The organism is Mesorhizobium sp. WSM3866 (genome assembly GCF_002294795.1).
Taxonomy (GTDB): domain Bacteria; phylum Pseudomonadota; class Alphaproteobacteria; order Rhizobiales; family Rhizobiaceae; genus Mesorhizobium.
The window spans coordinates 261412-286248 of record NZ_NSGC01000009.1; the positions used below are offsets into that span (position 1 = coordinate 261412).

At 60.6% G+C, this 24837-nt stretch carries 43 protein-coding genes; 26 read left to right on the forward strand and 17 right to left on the reverse strand.

The genetic code is table 11. The annotated features are described in order from the left end of the window. Window positions 1-174: 174 nt before the first annotated feature. The 17 genes from CK222_RS21650 to CK222_RS21715 all read left to right on the forward strand — a co-directional run bounded on the left by CK222_RS21650 (window position 175) and on the right by CK222_RS21715 (window position 5829). Window positions 175-369 (forward strand): hypothetical protein, encoded by a 195-nt coding sequence (locus CK222_RS21650; RefSeq protein WP_176477693.1) that lies wholly within the window; start codon window positions 175-177, stop codon window positions 367-369. After that, complete coding sequence (locus CK222_RS21655; RefSeq protein WP_095801755.1) at window positions 369-983, forward strand: hypothetical protein; 615 nt, start codon at window positions 369-371, stop codon at window positions 981-983. The genes CK222_RS21650 and CK222_RS21655 overlap by 1 nt, the downstream gene beginning before the upstream one ends. Continuing rightward, window positions 980-1294: a hypothetical protein gene (locus CK222_RS21660; protein WP_095801756.1), complete on the forward strand. Its 315-nt coding sequence runs from the start codon at window positions 980-982 to the stop codon at window positions 1292-1294. Before CK222_RS21655 ends, CK222_RS21660 begins: the two co-directional genes overlap by 4 nt. Further along, window positions 1291-1467, forward strand: a complete 177-nt coding sequence (locus CK222_RS32435; RefSeq protein ID WP_176477694.1) for a hypothetical protein — start codon at window positions 1291-1293, stop codon at window positions 1465-1467. The genes CK222_RS21660 and CK222_RS32435 overlap by 4 nt, the downstream gene beginning before the upstream one ends. A gap of 180 nt (window positions 1468-1647) precedes the next feature. Then, the gene (locus CK222_RS21665; RefSeq protein WP_095801757.1) at window positions 1648-1842 is read left to right on the forward strand and encodes a hypothetical protein; all 195 of its coding nucleotides are present in this window, start codon (window positions 1648-1650) and stop codon (window positions 1840-1842) included. Continuing rightward, window positions 1835-2353: a hypothetical protein gene (locus tag CK222_RS21670; RefSeq protein ID WP_095801758.1), complete on the forward strand. Its 519-nt coding sequence runs from the start codon at window positions 1835-1837 to the stop codon at window positions 2351-2353. The genes CK222_RS21665 and CK222_RS21670 overlap by 8 nt, the downstream gene beginning before the upstream one ends. Beyond that, complete coding sequence (locus CK222_RS21675) at window positions 2353-2532, forward strand: hypothetical protein (protein ID WP_095801759.1); 180 nt, start codon at window positions 2353-2355, stop codon at window positions 2530-2532. Before CK222_RS21670 ends, CK222_RS21675 begins: the two co-directional genes overlap by 1 nt. After that, window positions 2529-3047, forward strand: a complete 519-nt coding sequence (locus CK222_RS21680; protein WP_095801760.1) for a hypothetical protein — start codon at window positions 2529-2531, stop codon at window positions 3045-3047. The genes CK222_RS21675 and CK222_RS21680 overlap by 4 nt, the downstream gene beginning before the upstream one ends. After that, the gene (locus CK222_RS33405; RefSeq protein WP_280951778.1) at window positions 3044-3172 is read left to right on the forward strand and encodes a hypothetical protein; all 129 of its coding nucleotides are present in this window, start codon (window positions 3044-3046) and stop codon (window positions 3170-3172) included. The genes CK222_RS21680 and CK222_RS33405 overlap by 4 nt, the downstream gene beginning before the upstream one ends. Next, window positions 3169-3597 (forward strand): hypothetical protein, encoded by a 429-nt coding sequence (locus CK222_RS21685; RefSeq protein ID WP_095801761.1) that lies wholly within the window; start codon window positions 3169-3171, stop codon window positions 3595-3597. Before CK222_RS33405 ends, CK222_RS21685 begins: the two co-directional genes overlap by 4 nt. Continuing rightward, window positions 3569-4039, forward strand: a complete 471-nt coding sequence (locus CK222_RS21690; RefSeq protein ID WP_245433120.1) for a hypothetical protein — start codon at window positions 3569-3571, stop codon at window positions 4037-4039. The genes CK222_RS21685 and CK222_RS21690 overlap by 29 nt, the downstream gene beginning before the upstream one ends. After that, window positions 4039-4269: a hypothetical protein gene (locus CK222_RS21695; protein WP_095801762.1), complete on the forward strand. Its 231-nt coding sequence runs from the start codon at window positions 4039-4041 to the stop codon at window positions 4267-4269. The genes CK222_RS21690 and CK222_RS21695 overlap by 1 nt, the downstream gene beginning before the upstream one ends. A 12-nt stretch (window positions 4270-4281) precedes the next feature. Beyond that, entirely contained in the window at window positions 4282-4452 is a 171-nt protein-coding gene (locus tag CK222_RS32440; protein WP_176477695.1) for a hypothetical protein, read from the forward strand. Between the two features lie 9 nt (window positions 4453-4461). Next, complete coding sequence (locus CK222_RS21700; protein ID WP_141247097.1) at window positions 4462-4689, forward strand: MW1434 family type I TA system toxin; 228 nt, start codon at window positions 4462-4464, stop codon at window positions 4687-4689. Next, window positions 4686-5372, forward strand: coding sequence for a hypothetical protein (locus CK222_RS21705; protein WP_095801764.1), 687 nt, complete (start codon window positions 4686-4688; stop codon window positions 5370-5372). Before CK222_RS21700 ends, CK222_RS21705 begins: the two co-directional genes overlap by 4 nt. Beyond that, window positions 5369-5641 (forward strand): hypothetical protein, encoded by a 273-nt coding sequence (locus CK222_RS21710; protein ID WP_141247098.1) that lies wholly within the window; start codon window positions 5369-5371, stop codon window positions 5639-5641. The genes CK222_RS21705 and CK222_RS21710 overlap by 4 nt, the downstream gene beginning before the upstream one ends. After that, entirely contained in the window at window positions 5638-5829 is a 192-nt protein-coding gene (locus CK222_RS21715) for a hypothetical protein (RefSeq protein WP_095801766.1), read from the forward strand. Before CK222_RS21710 ends, CK222_RS21715 begins: the two co-directional genes overlap by 4 nt. 2 nt (window positions 5830-5831) lie before the next feature. Here CK222_RS21715 and CK222_RS21720 read toward each other — a convergent pair whose 3' ends face one another. Then, window positions 5832-6041 carry a DUF982 domain-containing protein gene (locus CK222_RS21720; RefSeq protein WP_176477696.1) on the reverse strand — a complete coding sequence of 70 codons (210 nt, stop codon included), beginning with the start codon at window positions 6039-6041 and terminating at the stop codon, window positions 5832-5834. 205 nt (window positions 6042-6246) lie between these two features. Between CK222_RS21720 and CK222_RS21725 the strand changes: the two genes are divergently transcribed. The 9 genes from CK222_RS21725 to CK222_RS21765 are packed head-to-tail and all read left to right on the forward strand — an operon-like array spanning window position 6247 to window position 10512. Beyond that, window positions 6247-6669 carry a hypothetical protein gene (locus tag CK222_RS21725; RefSeq protein WP_095801768.1) on the forward strand — a complete coding sequence of 141 codons (423 nt, stop codon included), beginning with the start codon at window positions 6247-6249 and terminating at the stop codon, window positions 6667-6669. Next, window positions 6666-7205 carry a dATP/dGTP diphosphohydrolase domain-containing protein gene (locus CK222_RS21730; RefSeq protein WP_210201938.1) on the forward strand — a complete coding sequence of 180 codons (540 nt, stop codon included), beginning with the start codon at window positions 6666-6668 and terminating at the stop codon, window positions 7203-7205. Before CK222_RS21725 ends, CK222_RS21730 begins: the two co-directional genes overlap by 4 nt. After that, window positions 7205-7450, forward strand: coding sequence for a hypothetical protein (locus CK222_RS21735; protein WP_095801769.1), 246 nt, complete (start codon window positions 7205-7207; stop codon window positions 7448-7450). The genes CK222_RS21730 and CK222_RS21735 overlap by 1 nt, the downstream gene beginning before the upstream one ends. 50 nt (window positions 7451-7500) lie before the next feature. Then, complete coding sequence (locus CK222_RS21740; RefSeq protein WP_095801770.1) at window positions 7501-7782, forward strand: DUF2312 domain-containing protein; 282 nt, start codon at window positions 7501-7503, stop codon at window positions 7780-7782. A 37-nt stretch (window positions 7783-7819) separates the two neighbouring features. Continuing rightward, window positions 7820-8197, forward strand: a complete 378-nt coding sequence (locus CK222_RS21745) for a hypothetical protein (RefSeq protein WP_095801771.1) — start codon at window positions 7820-7822, stop codon at window positions 8195-8197. 2 nt (window positions 8198-8199) lie between these two features. Next, entirely contained in the window at window positions 8200-8613 is a 414-nt protein-coding gene (locus CK222_RS21750; protein WP_095801772.1) for a hypothetical protein, read from the forward strand. Continuing rightward, complete coding sequence (locus CK222_RS21755; protein WP_095801773.1) at window positions 8613-8861, forward strand: hypothetical protein; 249 nt, start codon at window positions 8613-8615, stop codon at window positions 8859-8861. The genes CK222_RS21750 and CK222_RS21755 overlap by 1 nt, the downstream gene beginning before the upstream one ends. 31 nt (window positions 8862-8892) lie before the next feature. Then, on the forward strand, window positions 8893-10215 hold the full coding sequence (locus tag CK222_RS21760; protein WP_095801774.1) for a site-specific DNA-methyltransferase: 1323 nt from the start codon (window positions 8893-8895) through the stop codon (window positions 10213-10215). Window positions 10216-10242: 27 nt separating this feature from the next. Then, entirely contained in the window at window positions 10243-10512 is a 270-nt protein-coding gene (locus CK222_RS21765; RefSeq protein WP_141247099.1) for a hypothetical protein, read from the forward strand. Window positions 10513-10589: 77 nt separating this feature from the next. Here the strand turns inward: CK222_RS21765 and CK222_RS21770 are convergent, their stop codons facing one another. The 16 genes from CK222_RS21770 to CK222_RS21845 form a co-directional block, all read right to left on the reverse strand. Then, window positions 10590-11840 (reverse strand): hypothetical protein, encoded by a 1251-nt coding sequence (locus tag CK222_RS21770; protein ID WP_095801776.1) that lies wholly within the window; start codon window positions 11838-11840, stop codon window positions 10590-10592. A 14-nt stretch (window positions 11841-11854) separates the two neighbouring features. Then, complete coding sequence (locus tag CK222_RS21775; RefSeq protein ID WP_095801777.1) at window positions 11855-12094, reverse strand: hypothetical protein; 240 nt, start codon at window positions 12092-12094, stop codon at window positions 11855-11857. Continuing rightward, entirely contained in the window at window positions 12091-12402 is a 312-nt protein-coding gene (locus tag CK222_RS31820) for a hypothetical protein (RefSeq protein WP_176477697.1), read from the reverse strand. The genes CK222_RS21775 and CK222_RS31820 overlap by 4 nt, the downstream gene beginning before the upstream one ends. Continuing rightward, window positions 12365-12793 carry a hypothetical protein gene (locus CK222_RS21785; protein ID WP_095801779.1) on the reverse strand — a complete coding sequence of 143 codons (429 nt, stop codon included), beginning with the start codon at window positions 12791-12793 and terminating at the stop codon, window positions 12365-12367. Before CK222_RS21785 ends, CK222_RS31820 begins: the two co-directional genes overlap by 38 nt. 112 nt (window positions 12794-12905) lie before the next feature. Further along, window positions 12906-13319 carry a hypothetical protein gene (locus tag CK222_RS21790; RefSeq protein ID WP_095801780.1) on the reverse strand — a complete coding sequence of 138 codons (414 nt, stop codon included), beginning with the start codon at window positions 13317-13319 and terminating at the stop codon, window positions 12906-12908. Then, window positions 13319-13993 carry a lysozyme gene (locus CK222_RS21795; protein ID WP_245433121.1) on the reverse strand — a complete coding sequence of 225 codons (675 nt, stop codon included), beginning with the start codon at window positions 13991-13993 and terminating at the stop codon, window positions 13319-13321. Before CK222_RS21795 ends, CK222_RS21790 begins: the two co-directional genes overlap by 1 nt. Beyond that, complete coding sequence (locus CK222_RS21800; protein WP_095801781.1) at window positions 13947-14240, reverse strand: hypothetical protein; 294 nt, start codon at window positions 14238-14240, stop codon at window positions 13947-13949. The genes CK222_RS21795 and CK222_RS21800 overlap by 47 nt, the downstream gene beginning before the upstream one ends. 508 nt (window positions 14241-14748) lie before the next feature. Then, the gene (locus CK222_RS31825; protein ID WP_141247101.1) at window positions 14749-15591 is read right to left on the reverse strand and encodes a glycine-rich domain-containing protein; all 843 of its coding nucleotides are present in this window, start codon (window positions 15589-15591) and stop codon (window positions 14749-14751) included. A gap of 232 nt (window positions 15592-15823) precedes the next feature. Continuing rightward, on the reverse strand, window positions 15824-16903 hold the full coding sequence (locus CK222_RS21810) for a hypothetical protein (protein ID WP_095801783.1): 1080 nt from the start codon (window positions 16901-16903) through the stop codon (window positions 15824-15826). A 6-nt stretch (window positions 16904-16909) separates the two neighbouring features. Then, complete coding sequence (locus tag CK222_RS21815) at window positions 16910-17296, reverse strand: hypothetical protein (RefSeq protein WP_095801784.1); 387 nt, start codon at window positions 17294-17296, stop codon at window positions 16910-16912. Between the two features lie 21 nt (window positions 17297-17317). Further along, complete coding sequence (locus tag CK222_RS21820) at window positions 17318-19837, reverse strand: phage tail protein (RefSeq protein WP_176477698.1); 2520 nt, start codon at window positions 19835-19837, stop codon at window positions 17318-17320. A 34-nt stretch (window positions 19838-19871) separates the two neighbouring features. Beyond that, on the reverse strand, window positions 19872-20084 hold the full coding sequence (locus CK222_RS21825) for a hypothetical protein (RefSeq protein ID WP_095801786.1): 213 nt from the start codon (window positions 20082-20084) through the stop codon (window positions 19872-19874). Then, complete coding sequence (locus tag CK222_RS21830; protein ID WP_095801787.1) at window positions 20081-20323, reverse strand: hypothetical protein; 243 nt, start codon at window positions 20321-20323, stop codon at window positions 20081-20083. The genes CK222_RS21825 and CK222_RS21830 overlap by 4 nt, the downstream gene beginning before the upstream one ends. A gap of 50 nt (window positions 20324-20373) precedes the next feature. Beyond that, window positions 20374-21192 carry a phage BR0599 family protein gene (locus CK222_RS21835; protein ID WP_141247102.1) on the reverse strand — a complete coding sequence of 273 codons (819 nt, stop codon included), beginning with the start codon at window positions 21190-21192 and terminating at the stop codon, window positions 20374-20376. A 99-nt stretch (window positions 21193-21291) separates the two neighbouring features. Then, window positions 21292-22911 carry a hypothetical protein gene (locus CK222_RS21840; RefSeq protein ID WP_095801789.1) on the reverse strand — a complete coding sequence of 540 codons (1620 nt, stop codon included), beginning with the start codon at window positions 22909-22911 and terminating at the stop codon, window positions 21292-21294. Then, complete coding sequence (locus tag CK222_RS21845; RefSeq protein ID WP_095801790.1) at window positions 22911-24836, reverse strand: hypothetical protein; 1926 nt, start codon at window positions 24834-24836, stop codon at window positions 22911-22913. Before CK222_RS21845 ends, CK222_RS21840 begins: the two co-directional genes overlap by 1 nt. Window position 24837: the final 1 nt, after the last annotated feature.

A 24837-nucleotide genomic window follows, 5' to 3' on the forward strand; every position in this document is an offset into this window, starting at 1 on the left:
CGGCAGGCTGGTAATGCGCGATCGGGCTTATCGTTGCCTGTGGCCTGTCCCTGAGCTTCCTACGCTGCCGGTCAGCATTACCAGTTCGAACTTATTCAAGTGGCCTCCCTACCGTAGTTCGGTCTGGAAGGACGACTGCGCCAAGTGCCCCTGCCATGTCGAGAGAGTCAAAGCATGACTCGCAGCTTTCTGCCCAAGCCGAAACGGCCGCTCGGCGAACGCATCGAGGATGCGGAGGAACGCGGAAACCGCTACTTGGCCGACGCGAACGAGGCTGCCGAAAAAGGGCAGAGGGCCAAGGCGGAAAAGCTCTACGACAAGGGCCAGTTCTGGCTCGATCGAGCGAACAAGTTGAGAGGTTGGAATTGATGAGCGAGATCACCATCACCTACCGAGGTGTCGAGATTCGGTGCAGCAAGGAGAAATTCGCCGAGGCCAAAGCGAAGGTCGACAAGGAGTTGGACAGCGGCAAGCCGCGCTACATCGTTTGGCGAGAGGACAAGAACGAAGGATTCGTCACTCTCGATAAGCAGTTGGCCAACCATGCGCGCAAAGGCGCCGACTCGAATTGCTACTATCCCGATGGTACACTGTCCCATCTGGCGGTGTCCTTCTGCCTACTCACGGGTGACGAAATCTGCACAACAGAGGTCTCGCCGACCTACGCTGATGCTGTGGCTCCTTACGCTGCCGCAATCCGAATGATCCGCGAGGCGGTCGAAGAAATCTTCGGCCCGGCCGCCAATCTCGAAAGCGAGGAAGCCGTTTTGCTGCGCGGCCCGGAGCCGCATCATGACGCGGAAGCCATCATCGCCGCCCTGCAAAGAGTAGCTGAGCGCCGTGTCGCGCCAGAAGTCCTCGCAATGGTCGTTGCAGCCGCTGGCGGCAAGGTCGAAGTGGATCGGCACCAAAACATCCAGCGCGAGATCGTCACCTATGAGGATCACAGCAAAAACTGCATCGTCTACAAGGTGAACCAATGACTGCCTACATGCTGCAGCAGCGCGAAGGCGAGAGGACCGTGAAGCACGGTCGTCGCCGGCCGAAGACGACCACCCTCAAGAGCTATGACGTGCTCAACGCCGAGGGGAAGGTTATCGGCAGGGTGATGCATGAGATGGCGACGTTCGAGCGTAAGCCGCGCGGCCAGATGTGGGTCACGAGCCGCTGGCACTCGCCGCGCTGGTTCTATCAGCCGGCCAGCCAATGGAAGCGCAGCATCGAATACACGTCGCGCAAGCAGGCGATCGAGGCGCTGTTGTTGGACGTCGCCTCAAAGGAGGCTGTCGAATGAGCGGCGACAGGCTGACCGAGGACCAGTTGCTGCTGCTTCGCCTGGCCAGGTTTATTCCGCCCGATGGATGGATTGCGCGCTGGTTCCTGCCGAGTGAAGCGCGAGTCGCATATGCGCAGCGCGTGATTCTGTGGAGCGAAGATCGGGAGCGGATCGAGCGTTCCAAGGTTTAATTTTTTTCTTGCTCCACTTTCACGTTTAAATTGACATTCACCAAGAAACGTGTGAATTAGAGACATCAACGGAGACAGCCATGTACGGCGTCGAGATAGCAGCAGCCCTCATCATCTTCGGCGTGATTGCCATCAACGCGCTCGCCGCGCTCGCCATCTGCCAGGCCACGGAGAAGTGGGATGATTAGTCCTGCTAAGAAGATCAAATGCAAAGACTGCAACGGCGCCGGCTTCTACTTGAAGCACGAAGGCCACGGCTACTATCGCGACGGCAGTTTCGGCCACAACGAATGGGAAGACTGCCGTCCCTGCGGCGGCACTGGCGATGCCCGCGAGCGCTTGGATTTCAAACCCGAGGCGGTTGAAAATGCGTAAGCTCATCCTCGCCACCGCCTTCCTTTCGAGCCTCACCACGGCCGCCCACGGCAAGGAGATCGCCTTCCTGGTCGACGGCGACACTGGCGGCAAGACCAAACTCTACGAGGAAAAGGCGCAGGCGATCGGCCGATCCAAGGTGATCATTGACGGCCTGTGCCTGTCGGCCTGCACCATGTTCCTGCGCAAGGATTGGGCGCTTGATGTCTGCTACACGGAAAGCGCGCTGTTCGGCTTTCACAAGCCGTTCCAGTGGGACAAGGATCACGTCGTCACCGGTATCTCCGCGATCACGCAGGCTGACACTGATTGGCGCGTGATGTTCTTCGAGCAGATGCCATCTCGAGTCCAGGCCTTGCTCACCGGCAAACAGATACCCGCGCCCGCTGCCGGCGATCCGACCAGCCGCTTCGTTTACGTCAAGGCCCGCGATCTGCGCGGCGCTGTGAAGCGCTGCGAGCCCAACTGGTCCGCGAAATACGACCTGATCAATGTCGAGGATGTCTACTGATGGCGCGCATCAAGATCACGCCGAAGCCACTGCTCGATTTTGCGACCACCGTCATGGCTGACAATGGGAAGCCCGAGCCCGCTTATCACCAGGCCAATGGTTGGGTCTGCAAGGTCTGGTTCGATGAGCGCAACGCCATCGCCAATCACATCATGCGAGAAGGAATTTTCCTCCCATGACTTGCATCATCGGACTCATCGACAAGGGTCGCGTCTGGATGGGCGCGGACAGTTCCGCCAACTTCGAAGGCGACGAGATCGAGACGTGGGTCAATCCGAAGGTCTTCCCGAGCGGAGAGTACCTGATCGGCTTCACCGGCTCGTTCCGCGTCGGCCAGCAATTGCAGCACGGCAACCATTTCAAGCCGCTGCCGGCTGGCCACGACATCATGGCGCACCTGGTCACGGTGGTGATGCCCGACCTGAAGAAGGTCGTCGGCAAATCTGCGCCTGATGAAATGCTCATCGCCCACGGCGGCAGGCTGTTCAAGGTGGGTGCCGAGTATGTCGTGTCCGAGCACACCAACTATGCGGCCGTTGGCACGGGCAAGACGTGGGCTCAGGGAAATATGCATGGCGGCAGCGGAGAGCCCTCATCGCGCTTGCGGCGCGCCCTGTCAGCCGCGCAGGCGCATTGCAGCAGCGTGCGCGAGCCATTCGTTGTGCAGGTATCAACCAAGGAGACGGACCAATGATGCAAGTTCTCGAATTCTACGTGTCGGGTTTCTGGACCTGGCTCGGCATAACCATAGGCCTCGGCATGATCTGTGGTGGCGCCCGCAACGCACTGGTCTTCGGCCTGAACGTGTGGCGCTCATGATTCTTGATCGCTACTGCGCACCGCCGCCACCTGTCCCCGCGCGGCCGAAGAAGCCGCCGACCATCGATATCGAACGGGAGAACCGCAACATGCATTTCATTTTCGACTGCGACGGCGTGCTGCTCGACTGGACGCGCGGCTTCCGTCATTGGGTCTTCGCCGCCCACGGGATCAAGCCGAGCGCCAGCGGGCCGCGCTCATGGTCTCTGTTCAGTTGGCTTGGACTGCCCGAGGCGCGCTGCTTCGAACTCATCCAAGAGTTCAACGCTTCGCAGGCCTTCGGGGAACTCTACGCCCTGCCCGGCGCGAATGACTGCATCGCCAAACTCAAAGCGCGCGGCGGCTGGACAGTGAGCAAATCGATCGCGGGTGCCGGCAACGTGGCCGAATACCGGCTTGAAGCGCGCCCAAACATTCACGTTTAACGTGATTTACAAGGAAACAACTGTGAAGTCCAAACCTGAATTCCACCACCCTGGCCTGAGCGAAACCGAGTTGAAGGCCTTCGAGGGCCTGCGCGCCGCGCAGCAGCTTGCGCACGAGACCGCCACCAACGCCGGCTGGTACACCGACCGGGAAACCGGGCAGCCGATCGAGCGCAACTTCGGCGAAGTGGTCGCGCTCATGCACTCGGAACTGTCCGAGGCGCTTGAGGCCGATCGCAAGGGCAAGCGGCAGGACGACAAGCTGCCGTGGCGCAATGCCGTCGAAGTCGAACTGGCCGATTGCGTCATTCGCATCTTCGACACGGCGGCAGCGCGTGGCTACGACCTGGCCGCCGCCATTCTCGACAAGAATCGCTTCAACCGCGAGCGGGCCGACCACAAGTTGGAGAACCGGCTGCTGCAAGGCGGGAAACGCTATTGATGCGCCGCTACCTCGCCAACATCAAGCGGCTCTGGCGCGGCCGTCGCGACTTCCTGATCGCCCTGCGCCCCGTGCTCGTGGCCTACGCCTGGCACGCCTTTTGGGTCGCGCTGCTGACCTTCGTGCTGGCCGGCCACTTCGTCACCGCCGCGATCGTCTGGCTGCTGCTCTGCAACGCCGGCCGCGACGCCGCGCTCGGCTACGGCTTCATCAATCAACGCCAACTCTGAGGGAGACACGACATGAGCATCAAGCATCTCTGGATCATCGGCGCCCTGCTGCTCGCGGCCGGCTGCGCCAACCATCGCACGACCTACGGCAACCGCGACTACACCAACACGTCGTTCCAGGGTGGAGGCGTCAACCAGGATGTCTTCTTGCCGGGCAACTACGTCAACCCGCATTCCTTCTGAGGCGGCGTCGTGAGCGAGACATTTGATTTCACCGTCGCCCTGAGTCGCATGAAGACCGAAGGTGCGAGGGTCAGACGCCGCGCGTGGAAGCCAAACAAATACGTTTGGATCAAGCCGGCCACGGCCGACAGCATGTCCTACCCCGAACTCGTCTACATCGACGGCAGCGGGCGCAGGGCTCCTTGGGGCGTCACCCGCTGCGATCTTCTCGAAGATGATTGGGAGTTCGCAGCATGACCAAGAAGAAGTCGATCTCCGTTCTGCTCGAAGAAGCGAAGGCTCACATCGCAGCGATGTCACCTGAAGAACGCGAAGCCATGTGGCAGGCGCAGCGCGAGAGTTGGGTGCGCGGTGAGATGGCGATGGGCGAGTCGAGCCTCGTTCTCAAAGCCCACGGGCCGAGCGGGGAAATGCGAAACACGCATCTGCTCGACTGGCTATCGGATGGCTACACCCACTGCAGCTACGGCACGAAGGAATGGTGCGAGCGTTATCTGAACAACGCACGGGCGGTGATCATCGCGCAGGATCGCACCCTCTCCACCGCCGTGGCCTTGTGCGACTGGCACATAAACTCGGCCGTGCGGTGCAAGGACGCCTACAAGAACGGCGTGCCCATGGACATCGTGATCCAGGACTATCGGGAACTGCGCGAGAGCATCGCGGCGCTCGGCGACAAGCTGGAGCCATGGGTGCCCGAGCCGCCTTCCGGCTGGTTCTTGAAGCGCGCTGCCCACGAGCACACGCCCATCATCTTCAACGGCGACACGCACAAGCCGGTGCCCCATTCGGAAGGCCCGTGGCTCGTCGAGTTTCAACGTCTGCCTCACGGCGGCTGGCTGACCGAGGGTCGCGGCCGAACGTTCGGTGAGGCGTGGGAGCGTGCCTGCGCTGCCGTGGCGCGGAGGGCAGCGGCATGAGCGAGTACCATATGGCCATTCATCGCTGCGCTGAGCGCTATCGTGACATGCAGATCGCTGCCGGCGTACCGAGTACCGATCCGCTCTGGAAGTTCAACATGGAACTCATGTTCGGGTGCCGAGACGGCTTGCCCATCATGAAGTTGAACCGCTGGCTCGGCTACATCCAAGGGGTGCTTATCGAGCGAGGCCTGACGACTGTTCAAGCCGAGCGGGATTGGACTCGCCCACTATTCCGGCCGCTGGACTTCCCCTCGGAGGCGGCATGAACATCACCGTAACGCTCCAATGGTGGCTTCTCCCATTGGTCACGACGATCGTCCTGTTCACCTGGACCTTCGCCACGCCACCGGAGCCGTCCAGCGGCTACGGTTTCGATCTGATGCCGCTCATCCGCTTCGGCATATCGGCGATCATATCGTTGGCCGCGTGGCTCATTTGGGCCTTGCTGACGTGAGCCTACTCAGCCCGCCAAACCTTGGCCTCTTTCGCGGCAGCCTCAAAGGCCAGGCGCGCCTCGTCTACTGTGTGCTTGCCCTCCATGACCCCATAGCAGATCGGATAGGCCGCCTTCAGCATCGGTCCTTTGCGCGGCCAGGTCTGCATCTGCTCGATCGCCGTCTCAACCGATTTCACACCAAGCGTGTGGCCGGTCGCCAATTCCTTCACGCATACGGCCGGCCAGAACCAAAGCATCCCTAATATTTGCGCCGGCCGTTGCGGCTGGCAAGACCATGAGGAAAAGTTGCCTAAAACTCCACGATCGGCGCGACGCAAAGAGCAGGATCGCGCATACCGCAAGACACACGCTGATGAGCGGCGAGAGTACAATAGGCAATATTGCAACGACAACCGTGAGCATGTGCGTCAATACATGAAAGATTACAAAAAGAACAATGTCGAAAAGCTCCGTGCGTATGCCCGAGAATACTCACGCCGCAAAAGAGCCGCGACTGATCCCGCCGAACTAAAAGCGGCGAAACGGAAGCATTATCTCGCAGGCGGATGGTTGACATCGGTTCTGAACGCAGCCCGGCACCGCGCCGCTGCGGCCGGCCTTGAGTTCACCATCACCAAAGCAGACGTGGTTGTGCCCGAGCGATGTCCGGTGTTCGGGACACTTCTTTGTGTCGGCGCCAATAGCAACGACAGCCCTAGTCTCGACAGAGTCGACAACACAAAAGGCTACATACCGTCCAACGTCCGCGTAATCAGCAAGCGGGCCAATAGGATGAAAGGTGATGCCTCACTCGAAGACCTGCAGAAACTGATCCAGTACATCAAAGGTGAAATATGAGCGAGAAGAACGGCAATCCAAAAGATTCTATCGGAGCCCGCAAGTGGCGCCAGTACGCTACCGTCCCCGCCACAGTGGCTGTCGAAGTCGGAGTCGCCATGCTGGAAGGTGCCGCGAAATACGGCAGGCACAACTACCGCGTGGCTGGCGTCCGCGCCTCGGTCTACGTGGACGCGGCGAAGGGGCATATCGACTCGTGGTGGGAAGGCGAGGACTACGATCCCGACGTGCCCGGCCAGCGCCTGTCGCACATCACCAAGGCAATCGCCAGCCTGGTCGTTCTCCGCGACGCGATGATCCAGAACATGCTGACCGACGATCGGCCACCGAAAGCGAATCTCGACAAGGTGCGCGCCGACATGCAGGTCACAGTTGAGGCGATTCTGGACAAATACCCCGAGCCCAAGGCCGCATTCACCGAACTCAACAGGTTCGACAACGTGGAGAACTTTGGCGATGGGCTCTCACTGAGCGACGCTCGGAAGATCGTGGCAGCATCAAAGTCCAGCCTCGAAGCTGGTAGGAATCTGCGCTGATGCGCCCGCGTCCCTTCAAAGACCTTGCCCGCCGCTTCCTGATCCGCCGCTACGGCATATCGGTGAACTGGAACTGCACCTATCGAGAGATCGCGCAAGTCACCGGCATACCGGAAGCTCGCGTCTCCCGCATCTGCCGGCAGCACGGCTACCCCGTCGAGCACGACAACCAGCGGCCGGTCCCCTACATGCCGGTTGACAAATTTTTCGCTCTGCCGAACTCGGTCGCTCGCAATTTGTATTGACGTGCGTAATTTCACGTTTATAGTGACTTTCACTTAGGAGGCACCACCGCATGGCATACCCCAAGAACAGCGACGATGACGATCTGACCGACACGAGCCAGACCGTCGCTGCCGGCCAGCTTCGCGCGATCATCGAGCGCATCGAGCGGCTTGAGGAAGAAAAGAAGACGATCGCCGATGACATCAAGGACATCTACGCCGAGGCCAAGGGCACCGGCTTCGACACCAAGGCGATCCGCACAATCATTCGCGAGCGCAAGAAGGACCAGGCCGAGCGGCAGGAGTTCGAGTCTATTCTCGATCTCTACAAAGCCGCGCTCGGCATGATCTGAGCGCCACCCACCGCCATCCCAACATCTCGGAGACACCATGAAACTCGGCGAACTGCGCGCGGCCATCCGCAAGACCAAGGGCAATCCTTGGTTCGACTGCTACCCCTTCCCCGGCACCGACAAGACGTTCCGCTTCTACCTGCAGAAGACGCCACTGCTCGAAGAACTGGAAAAGGCCTATCCGGGCGGCAAGGGCGCTGAGACGCAACTGAGCTTTGACGCGGAGACCGGCCAACTCAAGCCCGAGAAGCATGACTTCCAGGGCATCAGCAAGGACAACCCGGCAATCAAGACGCCGGCACCGCCGCATGAGGACGGCCCCGCCCCGAAGAACGATGACGATCTGCTGCTCGACGACGAGCCCGCAGCCGCGCCTGCCAAACCTACCGACGATCTCAGCGACCTTCTGGTGTGACCATGGACGACGCGGAACTCGGCCTGCGACTGGTCAAGGCGCTGCGTGCCGCCACGGCTTCTAGGTTGCCCAACGGCAATCCGATCAAGGGCAAGCTGATGAGCCTTGCCCTGAACATCACGCCCGAGGATTGGCAGGTCATCGGCCAGTTCTGGTTTACGCATCACTGCAACGTCCAGTGCAGCAAAGACCCCGCTACCGCGCTGCTGACGGTGCTCGAAGCACCGCCAAACCTGACCGATCCCTATGACCCAAAGCAGCGGCTGCTGATGGCTAAGCCGGTGCTGCGGGAGCACGTCGAGTTCGTCACCGGGAAGCGTGAGCCCGAACCGTCACCGGCGCCGCAGCCGGCGCTGGCTAACTATCCGACAGCGCAGGAAGACGATGTGCTCGACCTGAGCGAACTGCTCGTGTGATGCAACGCTACTCCTACGAGTGGGTAGACCCCGACAGCGGCGAGGAACATTTCAGCGATGAACTCTGTGCCATCTACGATGCGAAGCGCGGCCTTGAATTTCCCATTGCTTGGGCATGGGACCGGGACGGCGCCGAACTCATCGTTGATGCGCTGAACCAGGCTCACGAGATGACAGGCAGGGCCGCCACGCTGGTTGCGCTGGCGGTCCATCGAGACAAGTACGATCTGAGCGATTTGCTCGGCTGACGTTTCACTTTTTACGGGACAATCACGAAACATGGGCGGCGCAGTCACACTTCATGCCGGCGACAATCGCCTGAGCCTGCGCCGGCTCATCGACCAGGGCGTGCGCGTCCATTCGGTCGTGAGCGATCCGCCCTATGCGCTCACCAGTATCACCAAGCGCTTCGGCAAGGCCGGCGCGGCTGCGGCTCGCACGCAGGGCAACGACGGCAGCTTCGCGCGCCTGTCGAAGGGCTTCATGCAAAAAACTTGGGACGCCACAGGCATCGAGCGCGATCCTGAGTTCTGGCGCCTGGTCTATGACATCCTTCTGCCAGGCGGCTACGTCTTCGCCTTCTCTGGCGCCCGCTCTGGCCACTGGCAGGCCTGTGCCATGGAGACGGCCGGCTTCATCATGCACCCGATGCATGGATGGGTGTACGGTCAGGGCTGGCCGAAGCCCACCTACATCAAGGGCCTGCCCGAGTGGGAAGGATGGGGCTACGGCACGCAGTCGCAGAAGCCAGCGCTCGAACCTATCTACCTCGGCCAGAAGCCCTTCAGCGAGAAGACCGGGCCGGCGAACGTCCTGAAACACGGCGTCGGCGCATTCAACATCGGCGGCTGCACAGTCGACGACGGGGAGAACGGTCGTAGGCCGGCCAATCTGATCCTGGACGGATCGTCCGAGGTGATCGACCTGTTCCCGTACACGCGCAGCGGCGCGCCGGGCGTCATGCGGAAGGGCACGAACGACGGTGCAACCTACGGCGCCGAGAGCCGCGCTCCTGGCACGCCTATGACCGGCTACGGCGATGAGGGCTCGGCCGCTCGCTTCTTCCACCAGTTCCCGCTTACCGAGGCCGACTACCGGTGGGCAATCGACGCAGGGCTCATCGGAACCGATCTCGGCGATGCGACTATCTACAATGCCAAAGCGAGCAAACAGGATCGTTTAGGCAGCAAGCACCCAACCGTTAAGCCAGTGGCCTTGTTGCAGTATCTCATCCGCCACATCACACCACCTGGCGGCGTCGTCCTCGATATGTTTGCCGGAAGCGGCACCACCGCAGAAGCCGCGCGGCGCGAGGGTTTCGACTGCATTCTGATGGAAGCCGAGCCCGAATATCTCGACTTCCTGTGTTCACGCTTCGTTCTCAACCCGGAATATGCTATAGGAATAGATGCCTACAGCACGGTTAACGGAGCGAGAATCAATTCTACTGTATCAAAATTAGACATAACTAATGTAGCGAATAAAGAGTTGTGTCTACTTGACATCCTGGGTGATCTGGCGGCTGTAGAAAAGCGCGAGGTTCAAGTCCCCGGTACGTTTAGATCGTACTCAGGCTACGATCTGACGGAGTTGTTGTCGTAAATGCCTGCGTCTCAGGGAAAGGTCGAAATGCCGAAGCTTGCTAAACTATCTTTTACTGGAGTGGATTCCAGTGGTGAATACCCTAAGGTTGTACCGTGGCAACCTAAGCGTTCAGGGGACTACTCGCAGGATTGCGCGGCTGGCCGCGCCTACTATGCCGAGCTTCTTGACCTGATGCGGCAAGAGAACAACCCGACGTTCCTATGCCGCGTTTTGAGCGCGCAAGTAAAGGGCGGTGTGTGGGATGCAGTCGAGATCGGCTTCACCCAAGCTATGGCCGAACGCCTGGTGGCCTAGTGCATGGCCGTTCGAGGGGGACGCACACGCGGCTCATCGAGAGTGGAACGCTCGGTGAGCCTTTTCTTTTGCCAGTCTTAGAAGAATTCTGTGAACCTCGCCCGCTGGCCTAGCTGCGGATGATAGAGGAAGCATTCGACCGCCTGGCGATTCACATACCCGTTTCTATCATGCCAGCTATCCGGCGCCGATGGTGATCGGACGTATTCGATGTTGACGTGCTCACCCTCAAATTGGGGCTTGCCGCTGATGAGCGCCGTCATGCCGTTGTGATCCTTCTCACGAAGGAAGGGCAGTTCACCGCGCGTCTTGCGATCTTTGTGATGCACGTGATGGAGCAGCCAGTAGAGGTTTTTGCATCGCGAGATGTAGTCGCGCGCCTCCTGGACCATCAGACCGTAAAGCTTTTCCTCCTTCGCGCCATCACCGTGGCTAAGGCCGAGCAAATTAGACTCGTAGCAATAGTACTTCCGGTGACGTTCGCTGAGATTGTAGTCACTCGCGCGGATGCGCGCGTTGACCTGGTTCCGGTACGGCGCGGCGATCGTCTGCGACAATGCCCATCCCATTAGCCAGTCATGATTCGACATGCAGTGCAGCAGATCGACGTTGGCGATCTTAGCTGCCTCGCCGATCGCCTCGTTGTAGGCCACGGCTGCGTCCATGAAGCCTTGGAAGATCGTCCCATCACTGTCCTGGAAGGTGCCGCTGGTCGTAGTCGAACGCGGCCCGTCCACATGGAGAGCATCGTTGCCGAGGACGAACAGCACCTGGCCGATACCCATGGGCTCTGCCATGCGCAGGAGCGACTTGGTGCCTTCGACGACGCGGTGACGGGCGACCTCGCGATTGTACTCAAAGCCGGTCTCCGTGCGCACCGCGAGCTTGAGGAAATGAACGTCGGCCAGGTCTATAACCAGTAGATGCTCATTGTCCGCTCGCGGCCGGGGCGGCAGCGCCAACGGCTTGGCAACCGACATGCCCTCGATCGCCTCGCGCACCATGTCGGCAACAGATACGTTCTGGCCGGTGCGGGGGTTTTTCACGAACAGCGAATAGCCGCTGCCGGTATCGTCCTTCACGATCTTCCAGAAGTGGGAGAGATTGCGCGGGTCTTCGATGCCGCCAGCCTGTGCAGCTTCCAAAATTGCCGCGTCGTCGACTGTCTGCTCGCGGGCCGACTCGGCGCCGAGCATTCCACGCTCTCGGGCGCGCAGCAGCCGGTTCTTGTAGGTCTTGAGATCGAGCCCGAGCGCGTTTGCCGCGTCAACTGCTGATCCGTGGAGAAGCATGGCTTCGGCAGCAGCCTTGGCCAATTCATCGGACAATCGTGGTGTTGGCATCAGTGGCCCTTGATGTTCGCCCAAATGAGCCCGAGAACGGCCAGGGTGATCATGCCCACGGCCGCCATGAGGCTTTGGCGCTGGATTGCATCGGCGCCGGTTCGCGTCTTGCGGACAAACCGCATGTCGGCCTGCGCTTCGAGCGGGTCGTCAGGATCGAGACCGAGCGTCAGGAAGGTCTCCTTGACCGCTTCCTGTGCCGCGCGGCGCGCGATCTCGTGGATTTCAGCGTCGGTCACGGCTTCGGCTCCCTGGCGTCGTAGTTTTTGGCGTACCAGGAGGCACACCAGAGGATTTGGTCGTTGGCTGCGCCGAGGGCGATGTCGCCCTTCTCATTCGCCACGTCGAGACGATCGTTGAGCTTCACGCCGCTGCGGTGAGTCTGCTTGCAGTAGTCGGGGTAGACCGGCATCCGGCGAGCTTCCTGGACGCGCTTCTCGGCCACCGCGAGCGCGGTTTCAGCGGCCTCGGCACGTGCCTTGTCGGAGTAGGCCTGTTCGAGCCGGAACTTATTTGTTGCGCATCCGGTTAAACAGAAACTCGTCAACACGGCAGCCGTCAGGAAGCGCCCTCGCTTCGATCTGAACCAGGTCATCTTTTCTCTTTCGATTATCGAGGCGGGATAGGTTGGACTGCTTTTCCAGGTCTTCGCGCGCCTGGCGGTCGATCTCGGCAAGCCGGTTGGTCTCGTCGACCTTCGCCTCGGCCCACTGGCGGATGCGCCGTTCCTCGGTGAGCTTGGCGTTCAGTGCCTCGAGCTCGGCGCCGGCAACGAGCTTGGTGACGGCCTGGTTCACGGCCGTGCGGATCGCGGAAGCCTTGTCGAAGTAGAGCCAGGTGCCGGCGATCAAGAACGCCCACACGGGAAGCGTGATGCCGAAAGAAAGAACTGGCCACACCCATTTGCGCAACCAGGCGATGGCAATGGCGGCGGTCATGGGAGATAACTCCACCAGATGGCGCCAAGGCCGGCGACGATCAGTGCGAAGATCACACAGGCCTCAGCCGCGTAGTCTTCGATGATGGCGGTCCAGAGTTCGTTCCAGCCCATCAGCAATCCCTCAGCACGCCGTGATGAAGGAAGCCGTGGAAACCGGGCACGGCTATCGACCCGGCGCCGGCAGCGCACGTCTTGCCATTCTTATCGACATGGACGGTCTCGCCGATGGTGCCATGGCGCACCCAACAGCGGTGCTCTTTGTCGTCAGGCAGGGTGCAGTTGCTCGCCTGCGAATCGATGTGCCACCAGGTGTATCCCCGATTGCCTTCCCGAGGGATGATGCACACTACCGACAAGCCGTCAGGCCCTTTCGGTCCACGGTCATCCACGAACAGTGCGCCGATCGGCAACTGTGAGGTTTCCGCACCGGTATCGCGATTGCGATAAATGCGCTTCGAAACGCCATCCTCGAACGGCGCGTTTCGACCGGTGTCTTCCCACCAGGTGCAGCGGTACTCAGCCATCAGTTCAGCCCCGAGATACAAAGCTCGGCCTCCCCGATGCGGTGGGCGTCGCCCATCTTGCGGCGCTTATCCAAGCCTTCAAGAACGATGCCACCGGCTCGATTGAAGGCGGTCTGCGCGATGCAGGCTTCTTTGTACTGTCGCTTGCCGACGAACTCGGCCGCCTTGGACTTCTTCTGCCGCGCGACCCCGTAATTGTATGCGCCCGAGGTCATCGCGGCCTGAAGCGAGATGGGCGCCTCGGCAAAGCCGGGCACGCCATCGACCAGCGGCAGATAGTAGTCGTAGAGCACTCGCTGGATCAGCTTGTCCCGACACTGCTCTGGCGTGAACTTCATGCCCTTCTTGACGCCGAGCGTATCGCCGTAGCAGACGGTCCAGACCGGAACCTTCGGCAGTCGATCGAGATACGCGGTCGTGCGCAATCCTTCCCACGGGCCGATAAGCTGCTCGACGGCCAGCTTGACGGCGGGCGGGATGTAACCCTTGTCGATCGCCCGGTGGATTTCCATGGCCGGGGTGACGACCATCTGGTGAACCGCAGGCGCCGGCACGGTCGCGTGCTGCTGTGCGACGTAGGCGCTGTAGCCGCTGGCGCCTGCGAAGACGATCGCCGCAGCGACGGCGTTACGACCGCGCAGCGTCGCCTTGATCTTGCTTATCGGTAACGGCATCGGGTGCTCCCGAGAGTTGGTTCGAAATGACGAAGCGCGCCGGCAGCGCCAGGCCCGAGAACAGGCCGGCGAGGATGGCGAACAGGACGGGTGGGATCGGCACGTAGCCGGCCAGGAACGGCCAGGCGCTGTCGAGCATGAGGACGACAAGGCAGAGGAAGGCGAGCGCGTTGAAGTGGAAGCTGCGCGAGTGCTTGGCGACCTTGACGACGTTCGGCACCAGGAACGGGCGGATGAGGTTCATCATGCGCGGCCGTCCTTGATCGAGTGCCACTTGGCCAATTGCAGCGCGCAGTGGTTGGGTTCGATCAGACGCGATACGATGCGGCAGAAAAGGCATTGGGTGCCGCGCTTCTCGGCGACGCGGGCGCACAGGGTCTGGTCTCCGCGTCCACCGCAGAGCCGGTTCAAGAGTCCTGAAAGCCGATAGAAAGTCACGGGGCGCCCGCCACGGTTAGGTGGAAGGCCTATCTATCGCACGTCTAAACGTGATTATCAAGTTAAACGTGATTTTGATTGATGCAGTCGACAATTGCTCGCGCGCAGAATACAGAAGCGAAATTCCAACCGACAAAAAAAGGGCACAATGAACAGAGCAGAAAAGCGATGGACCGACGCGCAGGAGCGATTTGAAAGCGAAGAAGAACCGCTAATCGCTGCCGCCGATCCCATTATGTCAGCCTTATATGAGGTGCGTCTAATATTATGGCTCTGCTTCGCTGTCCTCTGCATCATCGCCTGGCGCGTTTGGTGATTCAGAAGGTCAGGAACATCCCACCTGTATTGCCGGGGGTATATGTCACAATGATAATGCCCTGCGCGCCAGCGCCCGAGCCGTTGTCCTGACTACCCGCGACGCCCCCGCCACCACCACCGTACAGCCCACCTGCTCCCGGCGCGCCACCAGTTGATGCGTCAAAGCCGGCCGACCCGCCGCCTGAACCGGCCGTGCCACCGGCCGTAGCCGTATATTCGGCACCTGCCCCACCATTGGCAGTCGTGTTAGCGGTCGCCCCGGCTCCACCGAGACCATTGTCACCAGCCCCACCGGCGCTGAACGTACCGGCCGTGGTGAGATTCCCGGCGCTGATACCGTTTCCAGAGGCACCGCCTGCGCCGCCGCCGCCCGTGCAGGTTCGCCCGTTGCCAGGTGCCGAAGTGACTGAGCCGCCTGCGCCGCCAGAGCTTTTTGTGCTTCCAATCCCGCTTGCCGCTGCACCGCCAGCGCCGCCCGACTGCGTAGAATTGGTGAGGGTTCCAGCGCCTGCGCCGCCACCTTTTGCGCCAACACTGCTGGCCGCGAGGGAGGCACCGTTGAACCAGGTATCTCCACCAGCGTTGCCGGCTGACACGCCCGTGACCGAGGCACCACCTGCGCCGATTTGATACTGGATCGCACCCGAGAGAGCCAGGTTCGACACGGACGAAAACGCGCCGCCGCCGCCGCCAGTTCCGATCTTGGCAGCGGAGGTGCCTACGAACGCCGAGCCGCCCGAGCCACCGCCTCCGATAGCTGCAACGCTGTTGTCGCTGTTGTTCCAATCTGCCGGGGTGTTGAAACTGGTCCCCGAGGTCAGGAAAACGACAGTAGCTACCATAGGATGGTCCTCAAAGGCTGAGCGAGTTTGTGCGCGAGTACGCGCATCGCAATTCCAGAATCAGGGACCTTGCGATCTCCCGTCGTCACGAGGACATTTTCGTCTGTGATCAGAAGGTTCTCACCAGGCGCAACATGGGCGGGAAAGGTGTGCCTCTCACCATGCACGTATCGAAGGATGGCGGGCGTGCCATCGCCCTCCAGCTTGAACACGATGCCGATTCCTATTGGGCTCATATGTTGCCAACCTTCGCGACGACATCCCATTTCGAGTCGGCCGCGTTGTAGACGAAGCCGAGGTACATCGTTTTGCCGGCAACAGTTGCTGTCGGAAGCTGAACGTCGGTGCCGGCCCGATAGATCGCGTTCCAGGCGAGCGCCTGAGATGCGCCGTTGTCCTTGATGCGAATCGTCAGGCGCTGACCATCGGTCGGCGTTCCCGAAGGTGCTGCAAACGTTCCGCCAACCGCGAGCGCGGTGACATTGTACTGATCGTTGCTGTCGCCCACGGGGGTTACGGAGGCAGCACTGGCGACCGTCCCGATGCGCGGTGTAACGCGCTTGTTCGTCAGCGTAGCAACAGCAGAGTTCTTGGTCGCGTCAGACGTGTTGTCGACGTTACCAAGCCCTACGTCGCCCTTGACGAGTGACAGCAACGTCTTCATCGCCGCGTAGTTGGCAGCCTGAATGAACGAACGCCCGTTGGCCGACGCATCGGTGATGTCGGCTGCCGCAATCGCAAGCGCAGTTTTAAGAGCCGCCGCCGTAATGGCGCCCGTAAGACCTGCCACGGACAGCACCGCGTCCGTAGGTGTCAGAAGCTCCTTCCAGTCGGCCAGAGTCGATGGCGAGTTGGTTTGAAGGACAAAGGACTTGTTGAGGTCCGTTCGAATGCAGATGTCGCCCTTTTGCGCGGTGAGCGCGAGCATCGCGGCCTGGGTCGAGACAACGAACGTATCCGTTATCGCCACGGCCGGCAGGACCGACGTATCCAGCAAGCCGCCAGCATCGAGCACCGGAACTTGGCCAGCGGCCGTGCCGGTGTCCTTGCTCGCGGCCGTGCCGAGCGTCGGCTTGCCGGTGAGATCGCTGTACGCGCCTGTGGACGCGACCGTCGACAGCGTGGGCTTACCGCTCAGATCGGCATAGGCGCCCGTCGTCGCAACAGTGGCAATGTCCTCCGCGAGCTTGGCGCTGTCGGCAAGGTCTTTGACCCGCTGACGGATGTCGGCCGGCGAAATGTCGCCGGTCGTATTATCGGGAAGATAGGTATCGGCGTCGCTGTTAAGCTGAGCCCTGGTGCGTGCAGTCATGGTTGATTAGTCCTGCGAGATGTCGAGTTCGCCGATCGGGAAGTCCAGCGTGTCGCCATTGTTGATGGCGATCGGAATGATGTCGTCCCAGGACAGCAGATTGCCGCCCGTTGCCGCGTCGAAGATGCCGACGTGGGTAATGGTGCCGAAGTTGCCGCCGACTGCCGTGAAGCTCACCACGCCCGTGTTCGAGACGACGCCACCTGAGGCAGCCGTGGCCATGGGAATGGCTTGCCGCGCGTAGCCGTTGCCCGCAACCTCGGTGCCGCCACCGGCATCCGTGGGCGCTGCGGTGTAGAGCGCCAGGTAGACCGCTGCGGGCGGCGTGAATGCCTGGCCACGGAAGAAGACATCCAGAATTTTGTTTTCGAGGTAGTCAGAAAATCCAGCCATCGTTTCGATCCTTGGGAGTGATTAGCGGAAGCCGGCATCGAAGCCGGCATCGAAGCCGCGTGCGGCTATCGCGCGCAGCGAACCGACGCCGGCAAACGCTGCCGAACGCCTGATCGTCTTGGTGTAGTTGGCCGACGTGGCGCCCGAGCCGGTGAAGGTGACTGACGAGATGCGCCTGACGGTGTAGCCGGCAGCCATGCCACCAGCACCCATGAACAAGGCGCTGCTCGATAGGCGCTCACGCTTCGACGCGGCGGCCATCATGCTGCCGGCGCCCACGAAGCTGGCCGTCGTGAAGAAGCGCGTGATCAGCTTCGCCATAAGCTCGTAGGCTTGCAGCGATTCGTTGCCGTCCTTCTCGGCGACAACCGAGATCAGGACGCGTTTCTGCCCTGCCACGTCGGTCAGCGGAATGACCTTCGAAGTGCCAGTGAGCCCCGCGTAGGTTTGCAGCGGCGTGCCGTCGAGCATCGACACAACGACCTTGGAGGTTTGCCCCGCCTCCCCTGCCACGTCGGCATCGGTCCACTTCATCGCCTGCGTGGACTCGAGTATGCGGTTGCGGTTCGCCCACGTGACGGTGAGTTCGGTTGCCTCGTTCGCGTCCACGTCGCCGAAGCCAACGCCGTTGACCTTCACGTCGGCCGGTCGGTTGGGCAGGTAAGGGCGCTCGCTCAGCGTCACGTTGACCTGCGGCGCGCTTGCCAGTGGGAGCACGCCGCCTGTGGTCCGCGTCAAAATCCAATAGGGCGTATCTTCGAAGGCCGAGCGGATGGTCGGGTCAACCACCAAGGTCGACGGCGGGATCACGAAGGCGCGGGTGCCGATCGGCCAGGCGCGCGGGATCGTGTCGAGCATACCGCGATTGAGATGGAAGCCATCTTCGTCCACGGCCTGCACCGTGGCGATCTCGGTGTACTCATCCGGGCCGGTGCCGATTAGAACGAAGTCGCCGGACACTGGCTCGGAACCGCGCAGGCCGGGCAGCGTCGAGACCGTGGTCTGCGCTTCGGCGACGAGCGGCGTTAGGAAGGCCCATGTGCCGCGATATGCGCTTGTGCCGAGGACCGATTGCGAGGGCGTGCCGTTCACATCGGTGACGTTCGACACTAGGTCGTAGTTCACGTCGTCGTCGCTGTCAGCGCCTACGGTCACGGCGCTGAGCACTTCGGGGTAGACCAGTTCGGACGGATCGGTGAGTTGGAGCGCTGCGGCCGTCATGAACGCCGGCGCGGTGCCCAACTGGTAATAGGTTGCCGGCGTGGGTGGCTGCGACGGGTTCTGCCACTGCGAGCCGCCCGGCGTCAGGTAGCTCGCCTGGTCGAGACCGAAGATGTCCTCGTAGAGCGACAGTTCGACGGTGTGATCCGTGAGGTTCACTTCCGAGACGCGGAAGATGATCTGATCAATGTTCCGCTCGGGCCAGGAGAGCTTGACCACGTTGCTGGCGGTGGTTTTCCAGAACTCCCGCGTCACCGTCGCTTGCAAGGTGGCGATCGGGGCCACCATCATGGCCAGGTCGCGGTCAGCCAGTTTGATGGCCAGTGCCTCATGCGACACGCCATAGTAGTTCTGCGAGGTAGAAACGATGCCGCCCTGAGCCGCGATGCCGGCCAGGTCTTGTGAGGTTACAGTCGCTTCCTTGCCGGTCTCGGCATTGGTGTAGGTGACGACGACTTCGTTCGAGATTTCGCCCCACGTCTTGCGCTTGAAGGACGACAGCTTGGCGTTGCTCGGATTGATCTCGGGCAGCACGTCGAAATCATAGTCGGCGCGCAGCAGCTTCATCGTGTGCTTGCCGGTCGACGGATTGACGAACACAGCCGATTGAATGTGCGTGCTGATCTCGCCGATGAACTTTCCGACTTCGGTCTGCCGCATCCACAACATGGTCAGGCCAAAGCCTTCATCGTAGAGCGTCTGCGCGGAAGCTTCGAACGAAGCCTTGTCGATCGCGCTGGTCGGCTCACCCAAGCCCCAATCCGTGTTGGTGAGGCATTCGTAGGTCATGTGGCCGGGGTTCGAGGCGTACTGCGCGTTGCCGTTCGAATCGTCGGGAATGCGGATGAGCGCTATGGCGGGATTGAGCCCGATCGACGGGCGCCGCACGCGCGCCGACAGGGTGCGCAGATACGGATTGTTGGCGCCGAGGTAGAAGCCAGCCTTGTTGTTGCCAGGATTGCCCATGAGGCCGGCGAGAATGCCGCTGGACCACCACGGCGGATTGCTCGGCTCGGCAGCTTCCTTAGTGCCGGTGAGAAAGAAGCTCGACAGTCCACGGAAGCCAGGGCAGGTGGCGCTGGTGAGCCCGAGGCGCTTTGCCAGTGTTTCCGGCATCGACTGGTCGGACTTGCCCGGCAGCCACCAGAGCAGGCCCTTGACGCCGCCTTCCTTCTTGATGCCGCCGAACAGATCAGGCTTGTTGATCGAAAAGACGCCCTGGTCCGCAGCCTCGCCGCGCCAGATTTCCTTGTCGCCGTAATTGAGCGCGATTAGCTGAAGCCCATCGCCGGCCGCGCAGATGCCCACATGCAGGGACATCGAATATTCGTGAACTTCTACCTTTCCGCCAGATTTACCCATTGGCGGCGTCCCTGGCCTTGATCATCGCGACTGCGCGATCAACCTGTGCATCGAGCCCATAGCCGCGCAGTTCGGAAGCCTTTGCGCCCTCCTTGATGAACCTGGCGAAGTCCAAGCCAGCCTCGTCCATGTGCTTCTTGACGCCCTTCACGCAGTAGAGGACGCGCAGATCGGCGATCGTCAGATGCGGATCGTCGGCGCTCACGCGTCGACCTCCCGCGTCGTCGTTGCCTTGTCGCCGAACCAGAGGATGTTGAGGCCGTTTATGATCGGCTCTCCGAACGGCACCGGAATGGGACGGCCGCCCTCGGCGGTTGGGTTGTCCATGTCGGTGACTTCCTCAGACTTCGTGCTCTTGGGCTTGGGCATCAGCAGATAGCCGAGCGCCTGCAGCCCGACGCCGATGATGAGATTGATCAGCAGTGGGAGCAGGAAGAACGGCATAGGTCCACTAATCGCACGTTTTTAAGGGTTTGTCACGTTAAACGTGATTATCAATAAAACTGGTTCTTCTGCGAGAGGGGATTTTCCAGCGGTATCCACGGCTGGCCACCGTAGTTCTTGATGTTTGGGCCGCCCGCCACGCTGTCGGTGTGCTGGTTGCAGCCGGTCATCAGGTGATTGCAGCCCCGGATCACCGACAGCGGCGTCCCTGCGGCCAGGCCGCGAGCAATGCCACGGATGGTGATTTCGAGGCCATCAGCGCGCACGGACGAGATCGTGCGAAGCTCCTTCCGGCCGTTGTCCGAGTTCGCCCATTGCAGCAGACCGCCGACGTAGCGGCTCGCAGTGTCGCCGAGTGTCGTGTCGAGCGTGATCTTGTTGCGGGTGACGGAGGCCACCTGGCGCGCCACGGTCGCGGCAGCCTTGCTCGCCCGACACTGGTCGCCGAACAGAACGTGGGGACAGCCAACCTGGTAGTTCCGCCGCAGGCCCGGCCGCTTGATTGAAGTCGAGACCGGGACGCAGGACAGTTCCTGCTCGTTCGAATCGTTGTCCGCGCTCGACGTGATGCGGCCCATCCAGATCGCCGGGAAGTTTTCCTCGGTCACGTCGTCGCCGATATGCCCCTCGAAGATCGTCAGGTTGACCACCTGCGAAGGCGGATAGGCGAGGAACAGATCATCCATCTCCGAGCCAAACGCCATGGTGATGGTGATGTCGGACTTGTCGAGCGTGCCGTCGTGCGAGATGTTGCTGTTCTTGATGGGCCACGGATCAAACTGAATGTTGACCGGATTGCCGTTCGCATCGAGCACCGGGCGCGTGATCGGCGCCTCGCCATTGTTGTAGGCGAACGGGCCGAGCGGCACATCGTCATCCGTGTCCGCGCCTTGGATCAGGTAGAGCCTGATCGGCTGCCCACGGTAGCGACTGGACTCGCGTGTATCCATGCTCATTGAGATGTTCCTTTAGAGGCTGTCAGGGATGCCGAAGACGTAGTATCGGAGGCCGAGCGCCGTTGCTTGATGCATAGAGCCATCCCAATATCGATTATAAGTTGTTCCCCCTGCATTATCCGCAGTTTGCGGATTTGCTCCGGATAGATAGAAATCAACCGCGCTTTCGTCGGAATGAACCATCGCCCAAGTACTGTCGGCACTCGCGCGGCCGGTCCAACCGGCAGCGTCGGTGAATACCTTGTGATAGTTCCAGCGGCAGGAAAGCGGGCTTGTCCTACTATCGTAAACGACGCCTTGTTTTACGAATAGCTTTAGCGATGGCGACGGGTTATTTACCATCACCGTTGCCATTCTTTCGCCTTTGAACTTATTAGGCGACGCAACGACGGTTGGGAAATCACTTGTCCAATTCAAAAATCCTTCCGCAAGAATCGGCAAATATGCCAAGCGAGTATCAACGATGATGTCGTTGAGATTTGGCGCAACATCGGACGAACCGGGACGCTTGATTTGAATGAAATCGTGTATCCCGTCGTTACCCTTGAGCAACACTTTCTTTCCGCCCGTCGTATGTACGTCTTCGCTATCCGCAAAGATAACATATCGAATAGTAAGCGCCGTGGCTTTCTGGTTCGTTATTGTGACCTTCTGGTTAGCAACGTCGATGAAATATACGAATTTCAATGACTTATCGGAGGCGATACTGTCATAATACGGCGGGTTCCAAAATTCGGTATCGGTCTGCCGTTTGATCATAAAGTCCATGTAAGTGAGCGGTGTAATCGGCAACGGACAGTGAATGTCCGCTGTGCCGGATGCTGCTACGGTAATGTCCCCCGCCGCCATGATCTTGGCGGGAATTTTGTCTTCATGAAAAATGAAATGGTCCGGATTACTATCGGCGACCGTGCGGCCGGGCAGCGCGAGACGCGCCGTTGTTGGGGCGATTAGCAATACCTCCTGTCCACTTACGGGAGACGTGGAAAAATCAGGCAATGCGTCGTCGCGCGCCGGCAATTGTAGGACCGATGTTTGATAACGAACGGTAGTGCCGAATTGTCTTGTCGGTTGTACGTAAAACTCCCGCGAACCATTGGAACCGTACAAGTTGGAATCAATATACGCGGTCATCATGCTTCTAAATCCGGAGAAGCTTTCGACAAAGCCGTTTGAAGTTGCAAAACTGTCGTAATTAACAATCGCTCCGGTGTATGTATTTGCGGCTAGAGCAGGATCGATAAACCGCCATTCCATAATCGGCATGTAGCCAAACGGAAACCATCCTTCCGGGATGTATTTAGTTTGCGTCCCGCTTCCGCCGGTAAGATAAATAATCATCGCTTTACACGTCGTTCCGATATTGGACGCCGTATACGGATGATCCCAATCCCCCTCCGTTGTGAAAAACCAATAGTTTGTATTCCAGCCGCCGCCCGACGCGTAGCGGCTGTCATAGCTTCCCTTTTCGCCGATATCATAGACGTAACTGAGCTTGGTCCCGCTCAGACTGTCGAGCTTCATCTTGCCGGGATTCGATGCCGGCTCAGTACGGAGATCGGTCGCGTTGTTAAATGCTACCCTCAGCGCAGGAACGTTGCCCGCCGTCAGACCGAAACCAAGCTTTGGCATCAGGGCACCGAGATCGAGATGAAGCCGTTGGTCAGGTCTATGACCATGGAGCCCGAGGCGTTTTGCATCAGGCCTGCCGTCACGGTGCCGAGATTGGCATTGATAGCCGACAGGCTCGCGACGTTGAGCATGGTCGCGGTGATGGAACCGGCGATCAGGATGCTCGTGCGGAAGGACGTGATGTCTGCCTGAGTGGCGGTGATCGAGCCCGTCTTGATCTGCGAACCGTCGATGATCGTGCGGCCGTAGTCGTTGACCAGATCGATGCCGCCTTTGTAGGTGGCCAGCACGACCCGATCGGACTGGAAGGCGGTAGCCACCGTGGCAGAAGCAGCGAGCGTCGTGCTGCCCTTCACATAGTAGACGTAGAGCGTTCCGGTCGACCAGGTGGCGTTGCCGGCTGTGATGTTGAAGGTGGCAATATTGCCATCGTCGCCGATGTACTTGATCGTGCCAGCGGTCCACGAGACCTTGTTGGTGGTCGGGCTGTTCGCCTGGAACTCAAGCCCCTCAAGCGTGATGCCGCGCTGGCCGAACACAGCCTTCTCGGCAGTAATCGAGCCCGTGGCGATCGAGGCACCGTTGATGGACGTGCCATCGCCGGCAATCCAGTTGAACAGCGTCGTGCCGCCCGAGATGCTGATCTGGCCGGGCACGATCTTGGTGGTGCCTGCGTTGACGGCAGCGGCCGGGTTATCGAGGCTGAAATTGCCGTAGCTGCCCGCAACCACGATGTCGCCTGTCATGATGCTGCCGGCGATGAGCTTCGAGGCGTCGAGATCGACGATATGCGCGTCCTCGATCACCGCCGACGCGATCTGAGCGGCGCCTGTGATGACGGCCGCATTGGTGACAAGCTGGTTGGCGCCGATCGTCTGCGCGAGGATCAGGCCGCCATCCATGAAGGCCTTGCCTTCGACAAGCTGGAAGTCGTTGCCGCCTTTGTAGATGCCGAGGATCACGGAGTCGGCCGCGTAGAGCGCTGTCAGCGACGCGGTGGTGGTGATCTCCGTGTCGCCTGGCGTGTAGCGGACGTAGATCGTGCCAGCGGTCCAATCGACCTGGCCGGCCGGCAGCGCCTGAAGCGTGGGCACGTCGCCGGCAACACCGTAGCTGATCTGCCCTGCGGTCCAAGTCAAGCGGTTGCCGCTATCCTGTCCCGGCTGGAAGGTGATGCCGATCAGCGCGACCTTGATCTCGCCACGTATTTTGCCGGTCTCGGCGTTAGTCTCGGTCGACCAGGGCGATACGTTGCCCGAGGTATCGACGGCGCGCACCCAAAAATACAGGTGGGTTTCCATGTCGAGACCGGCGCGAACGAAGTTGTTGGCGAGTGTCGCGTGCGACGGCGTTGCCGTTTCGAGTGGCGTTGTGTCGCTCGCGCTCTCGTAAATCTCGTAACGCGCCAGATCGGCCTCGGTGTTCGCCGTCCAACTGATCCAGATGGACTCGAGTCCCGCCTTTGATGTGATCCCGATCGGCATGGCAGGCGGGATCGTGTCGCGCGCCGTGGTGTGCGTGACCACAGCCGAATAGACGGATGCATTGCCGCTCTTGTCCACGGCGCGCAGCTTGGCGCTGTAGGTGACATTGGGCTTGGCGGCGGTAGCGTAGGTCTCGGCGGCGGTCTGGAAACCAACCCAATCGCCACTGCCCTCCTTCACCTGAAGGTCATAGTAGAGGAAATCTTCCTCGCCGTTGAAGTCCCATGTGATCGTGAGGTAGGTCTGACCGTCCACCACGTTCGAGGACAGCAAGAGGCCACTCGGCACCGCAGGCGGATCGTGGTCGAACATCGCTGCGATTTCTTCCGGGCTCACCGAGCCCAAGGTGCCCGCAGCCGCGCCCGCGATGAGCAGGTTCAACTTCTCCCTGACGCTCAGGCCAGCTTCGCCGTTCTCGATTGGTGGGATGGTGACTGGCATC

What these genes read in the sequence shown, in the direction of transcription:
- CK222_RS21660 (WP_095801756.1), top strand. Translation starts at nt 980, where the DNA reads ATGACTGCCTACATGCTGCAGCAGCGCGAAGGCGAGAGGACCGTGAAG.
- CK222_RS21760 (WP_095801774.1), top strand. Translation starts at nt 8,893, where the DNA reads ATGGGCGGCGCAGTCACACTTCATGCCGGCGACAATCGCCTGAGCCTG.
- CK222_RS21755 (WP_095801773.1), top strand. Translation starts at nt 8,613, where the DNA reads ATGCAACGCTACTCCTACGAGTGGGTAGACCCCGACAGCGGCGAGGAA.
- CK222_RS21650 (WP_176477693.1), top strand. Translation starts at nt 175, where the DNA reads ATGACTCGCAGCTTTCTGCCCAAGCCGAAACGGCCGCTCGGCGAACGC.
- CK222_RS21815 (WP_095801784.1), bottom strand. Translation starts at nt 17,296, where the DNA reads ATGGCTGGATTTTCTGACTACCTCGAAAACAAAATTCTGGATGTCTTC.
- CK222_RS33405 (WP_280951778.1), top strand. Translation starts at nt 3,044, where the DNA reads ATGATGCAAGTTCTCGAATTCTACGTGTCGGGTTTCTGGACCTGGCTC.
- CK222_RS21845 (WP_095801790.1), bottom strand. Translation starts at nt 24,836, where the DNA reads ATGCCAGTCACCATCCCACCAATCGAGAACGGCGAAGCTGGCCTGAGC.
- CK222_RS21800 (WP_095801781.1), bottom strand. Translation starts at nt 14,240, where the DNA reads ATGATGAACCTCATCCGCCCGTTCCTGGTGCCGAACGTCGTCAAGGTC.
- CK222_RS21745 (WP_095801771.1), top strand. Translation starts at nt 7,820, where the DNA reads ATGAAACTCGGCGAACTGCGCGCGGCCATCCGCAAGACCAAGGGCAAT.
- CK222_RS21765 (WP_141247099.1), top strand. Translation starts at nt 10,243, where the DNA reads ATGCCGAAGCTTGCTAAACTATCTTTTACTGGAGTGGATTCCAGTGGT.
- CK222_RS21725 (WP_095801768.1), top strand. Translation starts at nt 6,247, where the DNA reads ATGAAAGATTACAAAAAGAACAATGTCGAAAAGCTCCGTGCGTATGCC.
- CK222_RS21710 (WP_141247098.1), top strand. Translation starts at nt 5,369, where the DNA reads ATGAGCGAGTACCATATGGCCATTCATCGCTGCGCTGAGCGCTATCGT.
- CK222_RS32435 (WP_176477694.1), top strand. Translation starts at nt 1,291, where the DNA reads ATGAGCGGCGACAGGCTGACCGAGGACCAGTTGCTGCTGCTTCGCCTG.
- CK222_RS32440 (WP_176477695.1), top strand. Translation starts at nt 4,282, where the DNA reads ATGAGCATCAAGCATCTCTGGATCATCGGCGCCCTGCTGCTCGCGGCC.
- CK222_RS21715 (WP_095801766.1), top strand. Translation starts at nt 5,638, where the DNA reads ATGAACATCACCGTAACGCTCCAATGGTGGCTTCTCCCATTGGTCACG.
- CK222_RS21665 (WP_095801757.1), top strand. Translation starts at nt 1,648, where the DNA reads ATGATTAGTCCTGCTAAGAAGATCAAATGCAAAGACTGCAACGGCGCC.
- CK222_RS21730 (WP_210201938.1), top strand. Translation starts at nt 6,666, where the DNA reads ATGAGCGAGAAGAACGGCAATCCAAAAGATTCTATCGGAGCCCGCAAG.
- CK222_RS21670 (WP_095801758.1), top strand. Translation starts at nt 1,835, where the DNA reads ATGCGTAAGCTCATCCTCGCCACCGCCTTCCTTTCGAGCCTCACCACG.
- CK222_RS21685 (WP_095801761.1), top strand. Translation starts at nt 3,169, where the DNA reads ATGATTCTTGATCGCTACTGCGCACCGCCGCCACCTGTCCCCGCGCGG.
- CK222_RS21680 (WP_095801760.1), top strand. Translation starts at nt 2,529, where the DNA reads ATGACTTGCATCATCGGACTCATCGACAAGGGTCGCGTCTGGATGGGC.
- CK222_RS21840 (WP_095801789.1), bottom strand. Translation starts at nt 22,911, where the DNA reads ATGCCAAAGCTTGGTTTCGGTCTGACGGCGGGCAACGTTCCTGCGCTG.
- CK222_RS21705 (WP_095801764.1), top strand. Translation starts at nt 4,686, where the DNA reads ATGACCAAGAAGAAGTCGATCTCCGTTCTGCTCGAAGAAGCGAAGGCT.
- CK222_RS21820 (WP_176477698.1), bottom strand. Translation starts at nt 19,837, where the DNA reads ATGTCCCTGCATGTGGGCATCTGCGCGGCCGGCGATGGGCTTCAGCTA.
- CK222_RS21810 (WP_095801783.1), bottom strand. Translation starts at nt 16,903, where the DNA reads ATGACTGCACGCACCAGGGCTCAGCTTAACAGCGACGCCGATACCTAT.
- CK222_RS21735 (WP_095801769.1), top strand. Translation starts at nt 7,205, where the DNA reads ATGCGCCCGCGTCCCTTCAAAGACCTTGCCCGCCGCTTCCTGATCCGC.
- CK222_RS21655 (WP_095801755.1), top strand. Translation starts at nt 369, where the DNA reads ATGAGCGAGATCACCATCACCTACCGAGGTGTCGAGATTCGGTGCAGC.
- CK222_RS21750 (WP_095801772.1), top strand. Translation starts at nt 8,200, where the DNA reads ATGGACGACGCGGAACTCGGCCTGCGACTGGTCAAGGCGCTGCGTGCC.
- CK222_RS21695 (WP_095801762.1), top strand. Translation starts at nt 4,039, where the DNA reads ATGCGCCGCTACCTCGCCAACATCAAGCGGCTCTGGCGCGGCCGTCGC.
- CK222_RS21830 (WP_095801787.1), bottom strand. Translation starts at nt 20,323, where the DNA reads ATGCCGTTCTTCCTGCTCCCACTGCTGATCAATCTCATCATCGGCGTC.
- CK222_RS31825 (WP_141247101.1), bottom strand. Translation starts at nt 15,591, where the DNA reads ATGGTAGCTACTGTCGTTTTCCTGACCTCGGGGACCAGTTTCAACACC.
- CK222_RS21795 (WP_245433121.1), bottom strand. Translation starts at nt 13,993, where the DNA reads ATGCCGTTACCGATAAGCAAGATCAAGGCGACGCTGCGCGGTCGTAAC.
- CK222_RS21740 (WP_095801770.1), top strand. Translation starts at nt 7,501, where the DNA reads ATGGCATACCCCAAGAACAGCGACGATGACGATCTGACCGACACGAGC.
- CK222_RS21790 (WP_095801780.1), bottom strand. Translation starts at nt 13,319, where the DNA reads ATGGCTGAGTACCGCTGCACCTGGTGGGAAGACACCGGTCGAAACGCG.
- CK222_RS21785 (WP_095801779.1), bottom strand. Translation starts at nt 12,793, where the DNA reads ATGACCGCCGCCATTGCCATCGCCTGGTTGCGCAAATGGGTGTGGCCA.
- CK222_RS21675 (WP_095801759.1), top strand. Translation starts at nt 2,353, where the DNA reads ATGGCGCGCATCAAGATCACGCCGAAGCCACTGCTCGATTTTGCGACC.